The following is a 13,726-nucleotide window of genomic DNA, read 5'->3' on the forward strand; positions in this document are numbered from 1 at the left end:
CAACATTGGCTTTTACAGGCGGGTTATCAACGGCACCACAAAGAGGGCTTGTAAACCAGATCCATCCACAGCGCCCACGCCGCAATGCCGAACAGCAAAAGGCCGGCCAAACGCGTGCCCCAGCTTCCGCGCCACTGGTTCAGGCGCGCACGCAACTGTCCCCACAGCAAAGGGCCGCCGACCAGCCACAGGCCACTGCCCACGGCAAAGCCCAGCATCGACAACGCGCCCTGCAGCGGGCCATTGCTCAATGCGGCCACCAGCAGCGCCGAATAGAGCAAGCCGCACGGCATGAGTGCCCAGCCGACCCCGACCGCCAGCACGCCACCGGGCATGGCCACCAGGGGCTGCGCCCGCCGCCACACGGCCCTTCCCGCGCGCTCGACCCAAACGGGCTGGCGCGCCTGCAGCATCATCAGCAGCCCCCATGCCAACATGGCCACGTGCGTCAATGTCCAGACAGGGCGCAGCGACCATGCCTGCTGTGTCACCCAGGCCAGGCCCTCCATGGCAAAAGCGGCCAAAGCCCCTGCCAAGGCGTAACCCAGGAGCCGCCCGGCATGGAACAGAACCATCCGCCCGCTGACACCGGCCTTCTGGCCCCCGTGCCACTGAATCACCTGCGGGGCTACCGCTGCGTCCTTGGAGGTGCGCCCCCCCGAAACCACGGCATGGCATGGTGCAGCGCACATGGCGAGGCAATGGGGCCCACCCGTGAGCCCCATGAGCAGGGCGGTCCAAACAAACGCAGCGTCCACGGACTTCAGATGATCCGCGAGAAGCGCGCGCGGTTGCGGTCAGCCTGGAGATAGCGGTCGAACACCATGGCGACGCCGCGCACGAAGAACCAGCCCAGGGCCGTGACCTCGATGCCTTCGTCGTTGACACGCACCAGCCCCTGGCCCTGCATTTCGCGCAGTTGCTCCAGCTCTACCGCGAAATACTGGCGAAAATCGATCAGCCAAGCCTGATCAACCGGCTCGAACAGGACTTCACCCTGGCACATCAGCGCCATGATGACCGTGCGCCGCACCAGATCGTCGCGCGACAGCGCCAGACCCCGCACGACGGGCAGGCGCCCTTGGTCGATGAAGTCATAGTATTCCTCCAGGGTTTTGGCGTTCTGGCTGTAGGTTGCGCCAACACGGCCAATCGCTGACACGCCCAGTCCAATCAGGTCGCAGTCCGGCTGCGTGCTATAGCCCTGGAAGTTGCGATGCAAGCGCCCCTGGCGCTTGGCGACGGCAAGCGCATCCTCGGGCAAGGCAAAGTGATCCATGCCCACGTAGACATAGCCCGCGCTCATGAACGCATCCAGGGAACGCGCCAGCATGCTCACCTTCGCCGATGCACCCGGCAACTCCGCAGTGATGATGCGCCGCTGGGCCTTGAAGCGCTCGGGCAGGTGGGCGTATGCATACAGTGCGATACGGTCCGGCCGCAACTCGGCCACCTGGGCCAACGTGCGATCGAAGGACTCCGGCGTCTGGCGCGGCAAGCCATAAATCAGATCGACATTGACCGACTCGAAACCCAGCCGGCGCGCGGCGGCAACCAGCTCGAACACCTGCTCTGCAGGCTGGATGCGGTGCACGGCCTTCTGCACTTCCGGATCGAAATCCTGCACGCCAAAACTCAGGCGGTTGAAGCCCAGCTCGGCCAGCAGCGCGAGGCGGTCCACCGTGACGGTGCGCGGATCGACCTCGATCGAATACTCGCCGCCAGGCGCCAGGGAGAAGCTGCGGCGCAGCATGCCCATGAGTTCCCGCAGCCCTTCGTCGGAAAGAAACGTGGGCGTCCCGCCGCCAAAGTGCAGCTGACTCACGACCTGCCCTTGGCCGCAGTGGGCCGTGTGCAAATCGATCTCCCGGGCCAGATAGCGAAGGTAAACCTCCGCGCGGTCATGGTGCTTGGTGATGATTTTGTTGCACGCGCAGTAGTAGCACAGCGATTCGCAAAACGGGATATGCACATACAGCGACAAGGGCAATGCCTTGGCCGACGTGCCTAGCTTGCGCTGCTGCAGCGCCAGCGTGTACTCGTCCTGGCCAAAGGCCTCGACGAACCGGTCTGCGGTGGGATATGAGGTATAACGAGGCCCGGACACGTCAAAACGACGCAGCAACTCGGGGGTGACAGCGGTCATAGCGGGATTCCTTGCGTGCGAGGGTAATATGCCGTACCCTCAGGCTCAAGACCTTGACTTCAATCAATTCAAACCATCAACTCCCCCTGGGACAATTTGACGCACGTCAGTCATTTCCTGTCGGCCGACAATCCCGGGCTCACGCTGAAACGATTACGCCCCGGGCCAAGAATCGGCCTTTGCCGACATGAATTTTCAATCCACCATCAAAGTTGCCTGTTCCAATTGCAATCTGCGAGAGTTGTGCATGCCCATGGGCTTGAACGACCAACAGTTGCAGCGCATTGATGACATCGTTGCGACACGGCGCAAAATCAAGCGGGGCAGCACCTTGTTCCGCAACGGCGAATCCTTCGCCTCGCTCTACGCAATCCGCACGGGTTTTTTCAAGACCTGCGTAGCCACCGAGGATGGACGCGATCAGGTGACGGGATTTCAGATGGCCGGAGAGATCATTGGCTTGGATGGAATCGTCAACGACCACCATACCTGCGACGCCGTGGCGCTGGAAGATGCGGAAGTCTGCGTCATGCCTTTCGATCGCATCGAGGAGCTGTCACGCGAGGTGACCGCGCTGCAAAACCACGTGCACCGCATCATGAGCCGCGAAATCGTACGCGAGCATGGCGTGATGCTACTGCTTGGCAGCATGCGTGCCGAGGAGCGTCTGGCCGCGTTCCTGCTGAATCTCGTCCAGCGCCTGCACGCACGTGGTTTTTCCCAGTCCGAACTGGTACTGCGCATGACACGCGAGGAAATCGGCAGCTACCTCGGGCTGAAACTCGAAACCGTAAGCCGCACCTTCTCGAAATTCGTCGAGGATGGAACCGTGGAGGTCAAGCAACGCCACGTGAAAATCCTCAATACGGATGCCCTCAGGCGTCTGGTGAACAACCAGCAACCCTGTCAGTGATGGCTCTCCGGCGCACGCCGGAAAGCCATCCAGGCCCCTCAGGGTGAACGAGGCTGATCTTCCGCCGGAGTGGCGGCGTGGTTTCGGCCCGCAATGGCAGGGGCAAGGCTCTGCTCTGGTTGCGCCAGTGTCTTGTTGATTTCAACGCCCCGGCGATAGTAGTCCTCTGCTACCACGGGGTCCGGGCGGCTCATGGCCAGCCACAGGGTCACGAATCCTGCGACCACCACGATGGCAGGACCGGCAATCAGCATCCATACATGGCCAAACTTCCACCATGGCTGAGCCTGGGGAGTCGTACCGGAAGAGGCTGTGGTCATATGTATAAGCTCCTTTGCAATCCAGCGGATCCCTTGCCCTCAGCGAGGCACCAGGAACACCGCTTTTTCCTGAACATGGGCACGCTTTTCGCCCAGTGACTCAATGTCGAAATGCACCGTGTGCGATCCCGCCGGCGCAGCACCATAGGGAATCTGCAAGCGTACAGCGACCCAGCGCGACTGTGCAGGCTCGATCTCGATTTCCGACTCCGACGCCACCTCGATGCCTTCAAGGCCCTGTGCACTGATGCGATAGCGCTGAGGCGCCTCCGTCGCATTCATGATCTGGAGACGATAGACATTCTCCAGCCGCCCGCCCGCAACGATACGCGAAAGCGCTGCACGGTCACGCACCACATCCACCTTGAGCGGAGTACGTGCCATGAGACTGAACACCATGGCCACACTGATGCCTAGCAGCACTGTGGAATAGACCAGCACCCTGGGCCGCAGCACCCGGCGCAGCATCTGGCGGCTCGTCCAACCTTGTGCCACTCCGTTCTGCGTGGTGTAACGTATCAACCCACGCGGGTACTTCATCTTGTCCATCACGGTATTGCACGCATCCACGCACAGCCCGCAGCCTATGCAGTCATATTGCAGGCCATGGCGGATGTCGATTCCCGTGGGGCACACCTGCACGCACAGGGAGCAGTCAATACAGTCGCCCAGGCCTTGCGCCTTGTGATCGATGCTCTTGTTGCGTGGCGCACGCGGCTCCCCACGCACAGGGTCGTAGCTCACCACCAGCGTGTCCTTGTCGAACATCGCACTCTGGAAGCGCGCATAAGGGCACATGTACTTGCACACCTGCTCCCGCAGGAAGCCGGCATTGCCGTACGTGGCGAACCCGTAGAAAAACACCCAGAAAATCTGCCAGGAGCCCTGGAAGGCCAGAAGTTCTCCTGCAAGCTGGCGAATCGGGACAAAGTAGCCCACGAAGGTAAAGCCAGTCCACAGCGAAACAGCTATCCAAAGAAATTGCTTGAGTGATTTCTTGCGGATTTTCTCGAACGTCCAGCCCCCGTTGTCGAGGCGCATGCGGGCACTGCGGTCTCCTTCGACCTTGTGCTCGATCCACATGAATATCTCGGTGTAGACCGTCTGCGGACACGAGAAACCACACCACAAGCGCCCGGCTACCGCCGTGAACAAAAAAAGGGCCAGTGCCGAAATGATCAGCAGGCCAGTGAGGTAGATGAAATCCTGCGGATAGAGAACCAGGCCGAAGAGGTAGAAGCGCTTCGCGTCCAGGTCGAACAGCACCGACTGCCGCTGCCCCCACTCAAGCCATGGCAGGCCATAGAACACCAGCTGGGTCAGGAACACCAGAATCCATCGCCAGCGCGCAAATACGCCACTGATGGAACGTGGATAGACCTTTTTCTGCGCTTCGTAAAAAGAAGCAGCTGCCCCGTCTTTGGACGGGTCAGCAGGGGTGATGGGGATGACTTTACGAGGCTTCCCGGAAGGGGTTGTCATGAACTCAGAACAAATCGTGGGGCGAAACAAAAAGGCGGCACCTGGGTGCCGCCTTTTTGTTTACCGGGCTGCGCCCGGCTTATTCGACAGGCCCCAAACGTAGGCCGTCAGGACGTTGATCTGCGCATCGGTCAATTTACCTTCCTGCGCCGGCATTTCGTTGGTTTTGCCGTTATTGATCATGGCGATGATAGCGTTTTCACCCCAGCCATGCAGCCAAATGTCATCGGTCAGATTAGGGGCACCCAGGGCTTGATTGCCCTTGCCATCCATGCCGTGACAAGCCGCGCAGGCACCGAACTTTTCCTTGCCCAGCGACGCGCGCAGCGAATCATGGGGGCTGCCAGACAGGCTCAGCACATACTGGGCCAAGTTGCGCACATCCTCGGGAGAGCCCACTGCCGCAGCCATGGGAGGCATGACGCCCACGCGGCCCTTGGTGATGGTCTCATGGATCTTGTCGGGCGTACCGCCGTGCAGCCAGTCACCATCGCTCAGGTTCGGAAAACCCTTGCTGCCGCGCGCGTCGGAACCATGGCACTGCGCGCAGTTGTTCATGAACAAGCGCTCGCCGATAGCCATGGCCTGTGCATCACCAGCCATGTCCTCGGGCTTCATGCTGGCAAAGCGTGCATACATCGGCTCGAGTTCCTTGTTGGCCTTGTTCACCTCGCTATCGTACTGATCAAGCTGCGTCCAGCCCAGCTTGCCGCCATAGCTGCCCAGCCCCGGGTAGACCGCCAGGTAGCCCAAACCGAAGACGGAAGTGATGACGAACAGCCACATCCACCAGCGGGGCATGGGGTTGTTCATCTCCATCAGGTCGCCATCCCAGACGTGGCCTGTGGTGTTGTCGGCAGTCGACTCGACTTTCTTGCGCGCCGTGATCCACAGCAGCAACAGACAACCAAAGATGCCCAGAAGGGTCAGCGCGGTCACATAAATCGACCAGAAATTACTAGTGAAGTCACTCATGGGGTGTTCTCATTCCGGTTGAACTCAGTCCTGCTCGAAAGGCAGTTGCGCGGCTTCGTCGAAACGTGCCTTGTTGCGGCGCGAGTACGCCCACACCCAGATGCCCACAAAACAGGCAAACGAGACGAGGGTGACCGTGATACGCATGGTGGTGATGTCCATGGCGGCTCCTCTTACTTGAGCGCACGGCCCATGCTCTGGAGGTAGGCGATAAGGGCTTCCAGTTCGGTCTTGCCCTTGACCTCTTCGGCTGCAGCAGCGATCTGCTCGTCGGTGTAAGGCACACCCACGGTACGCAGCGCGCTCATGCGCGGCGCCATTCCGGCGGCATCCACCGTGGCCTTCTCCAGCCAGGGGTATGCGGGCATGTTGGACTCGGGCACCACGTCACGCGGATTGATCAGGTGGATACGATGCCATTCATCGCTGTACTTGCCGCCGACACGGTGCAGATCGGGGCCAGTGCGCTTGGAGCCCCACTGGAACGGGTGGTCGTAGACGAACTCACCCGCGACCGAGTAGTGGCCATAGCGCAGCGTCTCGGCACGGAAGGGACGAATCATCTGCGAGTGGCAGTTGTAGCAACCCTCGCGCAGATACACGTCACGGCCAGCGAGTTGCAAAGCCGTGTAGGGCTTCAGCCCCTGGACGGGCTCGGTGGTGGACTTCTGGAAGAACAGAGGGACGATCTCGGCCAAACCGCCGACAGCCACCACCAGCACGATCAGAACGATCATGAGGAAGTTGCTGGTTTCCACCTTCTCGTGGCTAAAGCCGGTCGCTGTGTTGTTATGTTGGGACATGTAATGCTCTCCTCGGGTTCAGGCGTGGGCCGGATTCACCGCCGGGATGGCGACCTTGACCGAACGGCCGGAAATGGCAGTCATCCAGACGTTCCAGGCCATGATGCACATGCCGCCCAGGAACAACAGGCCACCCAGTACGCGGATCACGTAGAAGGGATAGGTCGCCTTCACGCTCTCGACGAAGGTGTAGGTCAGGGTGCCATCGGGGTTGATGGCACGCCACATCAGGCCCTGCATCACACCGGCGATCCACATCGCGGCGATGTAGAGCACGATGCCGATCGTCGCCAGCCAGAAGTGCAGCTCGATGGCCTTGATGGAATGCATCTTCTCGCGGCCGAACAGGCGCGGCACGAGGTAATACAGCGAGCCCATGGTGATCAGGCCCACCCAACCCAGGGCACCGGAGTGCACGTGGCCCACGGTCCAGTCGGTGTAGTGGCTCAGTGCGTTCACCGTCTTGATCGACATCATCGGGCCTTCGAACGTGGACATGCCGTAGAACGACAGGGACACGATCAGGAAGCGCAGGATGGGGTCGTCACGCAGCTTGTGCCATGCGCCCGACAGGGTCATGATGCCGTTGATCATGCCGCCCCAGCTGGGAGCCAGCAGGATCAGGGAGAAGACCATGCCCACGGACTGCGTCCAGTCCGGCAGCGCCGTGTAGTGCAGGTGGTGGGGGCCGGCCCACATGTACGTGAAGATCAGCGCCCAGAAGTGCACGATCGACAGGCGATACGAGTACACCGGACGGCCTGCCTGCTTGGGGATGAAGTAGTACATCATGCCCAGGAAGCCTGCGGTCAGGAAGAAGCCCACGGCATTGTGACCATACCACCACTGCACCATGGCATCCTGCACACCGGCGTAAGCCGAGTAGCTCTTCATGAAGCTCACCGGGATGGCGGCGCTGTTGACAATGTGCAGCAGGGCCACAGCCAGGATGAAGCCGCCGTAGAACCAGTTGGCCACGTAGATGTGCTTGACCTTGCGGGTGCCCACCGTGCCGAAGAACACGATGGCGTACGACACCCAGACCAGTGCGATCAGGATATCGATGGGCCATTCGAGTTCAGCGTACTCCTTGCCGCTGGTGTAGCCCAGCGGCAGGCTGATGGCGGCCGCCACGATGACGAGCTGCCAGCCCCAGAACGTGAATGCTGCCAGGGGGCCTGCGAACAGGCGCGTCTGGCAAGTGCGCTGAACCACGTAGTAGCTCGTGGCGAACAGCGCGCTGCCGCCGAATGCGAAGATCACTGCGTTGGTATGCAACGGACGCAGTCGGCCATAGCTGAGCCATGGAATGCCGAAGTTGAGTTCGGGCCACGCAAGCTGTGCGGCGATAAATACGCCCACCAGCATGCCAACCACCCCCCATACCACGGCCATGATAGAAAACTGGCGCACTACCGTGTCGTTGTAATGCGCAGCTACATTTGTACTTGGTGAATCCATCGGGTACCTCTTTGATTGCAGCAAAAATGTTATTGAGCTAGGGCAAGATCGGGTTGACACACATCAACCGTCTCGCAGAATGCGCTCTCCCTCTTGTTCGACGCCTTCGAATTGCCCTCGGTAAACCGCCCACCACAGGGCCAAGAGGATCAAAAGCACCAACACCACGGACAAGGGAACCAGCAGATACAGGATGTCCATCAGGCCATCTCCCAGACAGGTTGAGCAGGGGGCGCCGACGCGTCCCCTGCGGGCGATACATTGATTTCAGGCAGCCGCTGCGACAGCCGCGCGGCATTGAGCACGACCAGCAGGGAACTCGCCGCCATGCCCAGGCCCGCCAGCCAGGCGGGCATCCAGCCCGCCACGGCCAGCGGCACGCTTAGCGCGTTGTAGCCGGCAGCCCACCACAGGTTCTGCCGCACGATGCGCAAGGTGCGGCGGGCCAGCAGCAGAGTCTGCGGCACCAAGGTCAATTGATCGCCGAGCACGACGAAATCGGAACGCGATTGCGCCAGCGGCACCGCACGCCCAAAAGCGAAGGAGACATGGGCCCCGGCCAGCACGGGACCGTCATTCAGGCCATCCCCCACCATTGCCACACGCCGCCCCTGGGCCTGGGCCGCCTGCATGCGCTCCAGCTTGTCTCCCGGCGTACAGCCGCCATAGGCCTCGGCAATGCCGACCTGCTGTGCCACACGCTGCACCGCGGAGGAACGATCCCCGGACAAAAGCAGAACCTGAACGCCGTCATGCTGCAATTGGCGCACCACGGCAGCCGCTTCAGGGCGCACGTCCTCGTGCAGATCGAAGTGCGCCAGCGCATGCCAGCCATCGGCACGCTCCTCGGCCAGCACAACCTGCTGCCGTGCACTGTCCTCGGGCATGTCTGCGCCTGTGTACTGCGGTGAACCCAAACGCAGCCTGCGCAGCGTGCCTGCAGCGCCATGCACCAGACCTTCCAGCCCCTGCCCAGGCAGTTCCTGGACGGCTTCGGCGGTCATGACGGCCTCCTCCGCCCCGGCGGTCCCCCAAGCTGCTGCCACGGCACGCGAGACCGGATGAATGGAATGGCGTGCCAGCGCCGCAGCCCAAGCCAAGGCCTGCTGCGCCTCCACGCCTTGCGCGGGATGCACGGCCTGAAGCGCCATGCCATCACGGGTGAGCGTGCCGGTCTTGTCGAAAACCAGGGTATCCACGGCGGCCAAGGCCTCCAGCCCCTGCAGGTTGCGCACCAGCACGCCATGGCGGGCCAGTGTGCCCGCGGCGGTGAGCATGGCCACCGGCGTCGCCAACGACAAGGCGCATGGGCAGGTGACGATCAGCACGGCCACCGCCACCATGAGCGCATGGCCCGGGTCGGTCGGCCACCACCAGACCGCCGCCAAGCCGGCAGCCACCAGCACCCCCACCAGGAAAGGCCGGGCGATGCGATCCGCCAGTTGGGCCAGGCGAGGTTTTTGCAGCGAAGCGCTTTCCATCAGCGCCACGATTTGCGCAAAGCGCGTCCCCTCGCCCACCCCCTGCACGCGCACCTCCACGGCCGCCTGCAGGTTGTAGCTGCCCGCAGTCACGCTAGCGCCCTCGCCGCGTGTCACCGGCGTCGACTCCCCCGTGAGCAGGGCCTCGTCGACCTGGGTACTGCCACGCGTGATGCGGCCATCTGCGGGGAAGGCTTCGCCAGGCAACACGCGCACCACGTCGCCCACGGCCAGGCGGCGCACGGCCACGCGTTCGAAACGGCCATCGGCTACCAGGCGCTCCACGCTGTCGGGCAGGCGGTTCATCACCGCCTCCAGCGCGCCCGCCGTGCGGTCACGCAGGCGCAGCTCCAGCCAGCGCCCCGTGAGCAGGAAAAAGACGAACATGGTCAGCGAGTCGAAGAACACCTCGCGGCCAAAGAGTCCGGCCGGCTCGAAGGTACCTGCCGTACTGACGACGAAGGTGATCAGCATGCCCAGCGCCACCGGCAAATCCATGCTGACGCGGCGCAGGCGGATGTCACGCAGCGCGCTGGTAAAGAACGGGCCACAGGCGAACAGCACCACCGGCAGCGAGATGACCCAGGAAGCCCAGCGCAGCAGCGTCTCCATTTCCAGCGAAAGGTCGCCCGGCTGCGCCACGTACGCGGGCCACGCATACATCATGACCTGCATCATGCAAAAACCGGCCACCAGCCAGCGCCACAGCATCTTGCGGTTCTCGGCCACGCGCCGGTCACGCGCATGGGCATCCATGGCAGGCAAGGCTCCGTAGCCAGCCTTCTGCACCGCCGCCATCCACTGCGAAGGCCGGACCTGCGCGGGCCGCCAGACTACACGCGCACGGCGCGTGGCGGCGCTGACCTCGACACGCTCCACGCCAGGCACGGCGCGCAAGGTTTCTTCAATGGTGAGCGCGCAGGCAGCGCAATGCATGCCCTCGAGCACCACTTGCGAATCCCAGACAGTGGCCTGAGCGGGATCCTGCGGCGCCTCTCCCGCCGGGCGCCCAAACGAGCCCCACTCCTGCGGATCGTCCAGCAACGCCGCGGACGATTCTGGCGCAGGAGAGTCTTCCACCGGCATCGCTGCGGGCGGATCGGCATTGACTTGGGACATGCCCGGAGTGTAGCTCCCGTGACATTCTGTTCCCAAAATTGATGTGTATTAAGACGACCAATTCACTCGCGCATAAGCTGTGGGACAGTTGGCAGTTGTTGTGGTCACCATTCCTCTCCCATCACAAGCAAGGAGCATCCCATGTACAAGCGCATTCTGATCGCCACCGATGGCTCACCCCTGTCCGACAAAGCCGTGGCCAGTGGCTTGGCGCTGGCCCGGCTGAGCCGCGCCAAGGTGGTGGCCCTGAAGGTGATACCGCGCTACCCGCGCAACTACTTCGAGGGCGGCCTGCCCATCGACAACGCTGATATCGAGCGGGTGGAAAAGCAGTGGAGCGATGCCGCCCAGACACTGGTGGACAAGGTGCGCGACATGGGCGAAGGCGAAGGCGTGGAAGTCAAGGCCGTGCTCGCCAAGTCCGACCTCGTGGCCGAAGCCATCATCACCGCCGCCAAGAAGCACAAGTGCGACCTGATCGTGATGGCCTCGCACGGACGCAAGGGCCTCAAGCGCCTGCTGCTTGGCAGCGAAACGCAGCACGTGCTCACACACTCGCACATTCCGGTGCTGGTGCTGCGCTAACTGCCGCCCCGGCTGCGCTGCGCGCCTTCGTCAGGGAAACTTCATCGGTTCCAGTGACGCCCACCACCATAGCCGTGGTGGTGATGGTGGCGATAGCCGTAGTTGTAATAGCCATAGCCGGGGCCATAAACCACTGGCGGGGGTGGAGGCGCGTAGTACACCGGCGGGGGCGGCGCGTACACCACACGGGGCGGCGGAGCGTAATACACCGGGGGCGGCGCCACATAGGCCGGATAGCCATTCGAGGCGCCTACGACGATACCTGGCACGCCGACACCAACGCTCCAGGTCACATCGCTACGGGCATGGGCAACAGGTGCACCGCCCAGAGCAGCCAGCGCCACACCAACGGCAGCGGCCATGGCGAACAGAGAACGGGTACGTGTCATGAAAGTCTCCTTGCAAAGGGTGAAGGCGTGGGCTCCAAGGAGCTTGATTCCACGCCCACACCACGCATAACGCACGGCATGCCCAAAAGGATGTCAGAAAACGGCTTTACGCTTGTTTCCGGACGTACACAGCCCCCAGCCTAAAATTGCTGGATGAGCTCCACCACCCCCATCGAAAACGCCAAAGACGCCGTCCGCCCCAGCAACTTCCTGCGCCAGATCATCGAGTCCGATCTGGCCGAAGGCACCTATGCCAGCCGCCGCTGGGGGGGCAGCCCGGGCGACGCGGCCCACCACGCCGCAGGCGAGCCCGACCCGGCCAGGATCCGCACCCGCTTTCCGCCCGAACCGAACGGCTACCTGCACGTGGGCCACGCCAAGAGCATCTGCCTCAACTTCGGCCTGGCGCGCGACTATGGCGGCGTGTGCCACATGCGCTTTGACGACACCAACCCCGAAAAAGAGGAAAAGGAATACGTCGACTCCATCCTCGACGCCGTGCAGTGGCTCGGCTTTGGGTGGGACAGCCACTTTGGCGGGACGAACGAAAGCCATCTGTACTACGCCAGCAACTACTTCGACTTCATGTACCGCGCGGCCGAATACCTGATCGAGGCCGGCCACGCCTACGTGGACGAGCAAACGCCCGAAGAAATGCGCGTGAACCGGGGCGACTTCGGCAAGCCCGGCGTCGATAGCCCCTTCCGCAGCCGCACCCCCGCCGAAAACCTGGCGCGCCTGCGTGCAATGCGCGATGGCCAACTGGCCGACGGCGCCGCCGTGCTGCGCGCCAAGATCGACATGGCCTCGCCCAACATCAACATGCGCGACCCGGCTATCTACCGCATCCGCCGTGCCACCCACCACAACACGGGCGATGCCTGGTGCATCTACCCCATGTACACCTTCGCGCACCCCATCGAGGACGCGCTGGAGCAGATCACCCACTCCATCTGCACGCTGGAGTTTGAAGACCAGCGCCCCTTCTACGACTGGCTGATGGAACGCCTGTGCGAAGGTGGCCTGCTGGCCGCCCCCGCACCCAGGCAGTACGAATTCGCGCGCCTGAACCTCACCTACGTCATTACCAGCAAGCGCAAGCTGGCGCAACTGGTCAACGAAGGCAAGGTCAATGGCTGGGACGACCCCCGCATGCCCACCATCGTCGGCCTGCGCCGCCGCGGCTACACACCCGCAGCCATCCAGCTCTTCGCCGAACGCATTGGCGTCACCAAGTCCGACAGCTGGATCGACTACGGCACGCTGGAAGGCTGCCTGCGCGAAGACCTGGAAGCCAAGGCCCACCGCGGCATGGCCGTGCTCGACCCCGTCAAGCTCGTGCTGACCAACTGGGACGACGTGATGGGCGCCGGCCACCTGGAGCCCTGCCAGTTGCCCGCCCTGCCCCACCCGCCCGAAGGCACCCAAAGCCCCATCCGCCACTTCACCATCGGCAAGGAAGTGTGGATCGAGCGCGAAGACTTTGCCGAAGTGCCGCCCAAGGGCTACAAGCGGCTTTTCCCCGGCAACAAGGTGCGCCTGAAGGGCGGCTACGTCATCGAGTGCACCGGCTGCAACAAGGACGCGGCCGGCAACATCACCGAAGTGCTGGCCTCCGTGGTGCCCGACACCAAGAGCGGCACCCCCGGTGCCGACAGCGTGAAGGTCAAGGCTGCCATCACCTGGGTAGGCGTAGCCGATGGCGTGAGCGCCGAAGTGCGCATGTACGACCGCCTGTTCCTCGATGCCAACCCCGACGCGGGCGGCAAAAACTTCCTGGAAAGCCTGAACCCCAACAGCCTGAAGGTGGTGACCGCCATCGTGGAGCCCTCACTGGCCAACGCCAAGCCGGACGACAAGTTCCAATTTGAACGCCACGGGTACTTTGTGGCGGACCGGGTCGATCACCGGGCGGAAAAGCCGGTGTACAACCTGGCAGTGGGATTGAAGGATTCCTGGGGGAAATAGTCCCCTGGGCATTTGCTGAAAAGCCAGCGAGCCATGGCCACTCGCTGGCTTATTTCATGCAGTCGAAGCAAAGAACAGCTATTT

The 13,726-nt window shown here is 62.7% G+C and carries 14 protein-coding genes; 3 read left to right on the plus strand and 11 right to left on the minus strand.

The window, feature by feature from the left end; all coding sequences use genetic code 11:
• Positions 1–26: 26 nt before the first annotated feature.
• Positions 27–758 carry a sulfite exporter TauE/SafE family protein gene (locus YS110_07095; GenBank protein ID UJB64522.1) on the minus strand — a complete coding sequence of 244 codons (732 nt, stop codon included), beginning with the start codon at positions 756–758 and terminating at the stop codon, positions 27–29.
• Positions 759–763: 5 nt separating this feature from the next.
• Positions 764–2,146, minus strand: coding sequence for an oxygen-independent coproporphyrinogen III oxidase (hemN, locus tag YS110_07100; GenBank protein ID UJB64523.1), 1,383 nt, complete (start codon positions 2,144–2,146; stop codon positions 764–766).
• A gap of 187 nt (positions 2,147–2,333) precedes the next feature.
• Here hemN and fnr point away from each other — a divergent pair, with 187 nt between their 5' ends.
• Positions 2,334–3,059, plus strand: a complete 726-nt coding sequence (gene fnr / locus YS110_07105; GenBank protein ID UJB64524.1) for a fumarate/nitrate reduction transcriptional regulator Fnr — start codon at positions 2,334–2,336, stop codon at positions 3,057–3,059.
• Positions 3,060–3,097: 38 nt separating this feature from the next.
• Here fnr and YS110_07110 read toward each other — a convergent pair whose 3' ends face one another.
• The 8 genes from YS110_07110 to YS110_07145 all read right to left on the minus strand — a co-directional run bounded on the left by YS110_07110 (position 3,098) and on the right by YS110_07145 (position 10,700).
• The gene (locus YS110_07110) at positions 3,098–3,379 is read right to left on the minus strand and encodes a FixH family protein (GenBank protein UJB64525.1); all 282 of its coding nucleotides are present in this window, start codon (positions 3,377–3,379) and stop codon (positions 3,098–3,100) included.
• 39 nt (positions 3,380–3,418) lie between these two features.
• Complete coding sequence (ccoG, locus tag YS110_07115; protein ID UJB64526.1) at positions 3,419–4,861, minus strand: cytochrome c oxidase accessory protein CcoG; 1,443 nt, start codon at positions 4,859–4,861, stop codon at positions 3,419–3,421.
• A 60-nt stretch (positions 4,862–4,921) separates the two neighbouring features.
• Positions 4,922–5,836: a cytochrome-c oxidase, cbb3-type subunit III gene (gene ccoP, locus YS110_07120; protein ID UJB64527.1), complete on the minus strand. Its 915-nt coding sequence runs from the start codon at positions 5,834–5,836 to the stop codon at positions 4,922–4,924.
• Positions 5,837–5,860: 24 nt separating this feature from the next.
• Positions 5,861–5,998: a cbb3-type cytochrome c oxidase subunit 3 gene (locus tag YS110_07125; protein ID UJB64528.1), complete on the minus strand. Its 138-nt coding sequence runs from the start codon at positions 5,996–5,998 to the stop codon at positions 5,861–5,863.
• A gap of 11 nt (positions 5,999–6,009) precedes the next feature.
• Positions 6,010–6,639 carry a cytochrome-c oxidase, cbb3-type subunit II gene (gene ccoO, locus YS110_07130; protein UJB64529.1) on the minus strand — a complete coding sequence of 210 codons (630 nt, stop codon included), beginning with the start codon at positions 6,637–6,639 and terminating at the stop codon, positions 6,010–6,012.
• An 18-nt stretch (positions 6,640–6,657) separates the two neighbouring features.
• A complete protein-coding gene (gene ccoN, locus YS110_07135) occupies positions 6,658–8,100 on the minus strand; it encodes a cytochrome-c oxidase, cbb3-type subunit I (GenBank protein UJB64530.1) in 1,443 nt (480 codons plus the stop codon).
• 63 nt (positions 8,101–8,163) lie between these two features.
• The gene (gene ccoS, locus YS110_07140; protein UJB64531.1) at positions 8,164–8,301 is read right to left on the minus strand and encodes a cbb3-type cytochrome oxidase assembly protein CcoS; all 138 of its coding nucleotides are present in this window, start codon (positions 8,299–8,301) and stop codon (positions 8,164–8,166) included.
• The gene (locus tag YS110_07145; protein ID UJB64532.1) at positions 8,301–10,700 is read right to left on the minus strand and encodes a cation-translocating P-type ATPase; all 2,400 of its coding nucleotides are present in this window, start codon (positions 10,698–10,700) and stop codon (positions 8,301–8,303) included. The genes ccoS and YS110_07145 overlap by 1 nt, the downstream gene beginning before the upstream one ends.
• Before the next feature lie 141 nt (positions 10,701–10,841).
• On the opposite strand from YS110_07145, the gene YS110_07150 reads away from it, so the two are divergent.
• Positions 10,842–11,285: a universal stress protein gene (locus tag YS110_07150; GenBank protein ID UJB64533.1), complete on the plus strand. Its 444-nt coding sequence runs from the start codon at positions 10,842–10,844 to the stop codon at positions 11,283–11,285.
• Positions 11,286–11,326: 41 nt separating this feature from the next.
• On the opposite strand, the gene YS110_07155 is transcribed toward YS110_07150, so the two are convergent.
• Complete coding sequence (locus tag YS110_07155; protein UJB64534.1) at positions 11,327–11,674, minus strand: hypothetical protein; 348 nt, start codon at positions 11,672–11,674, stop codon at positions 11,327–11,329.
• Between the two features lie 153 nt (positions 11,675–11,827).
• Between YS110_07155 and YS110_07160 the strand changes: the two genes are divergently transcribed.
• On the plus strand, positions 11,828–13,642 hold the full coding sequence (locus YS110_07160) for a glutamine--tRNA ligase/YqeY domain fusion protein (protein ID UJB64535.1): 1,815 nt from the start codon (positions 11,828–11,830) through the stop codon (positions 13,640–13,642).
• Positions 13,643–13,726 lie beyond the last annotated feature (84 nt).

Source organism: Acidovorax sp. YS12, from assembly GCA_021496925.1.
In the GTDB taxonomy this organism is placed as follows: domain Bacteria; phylum Pseudomonadota; class Gammaproteobacteria; order Burkholderiales; family Burkholderiaceae_C; genus Paenacidovorax.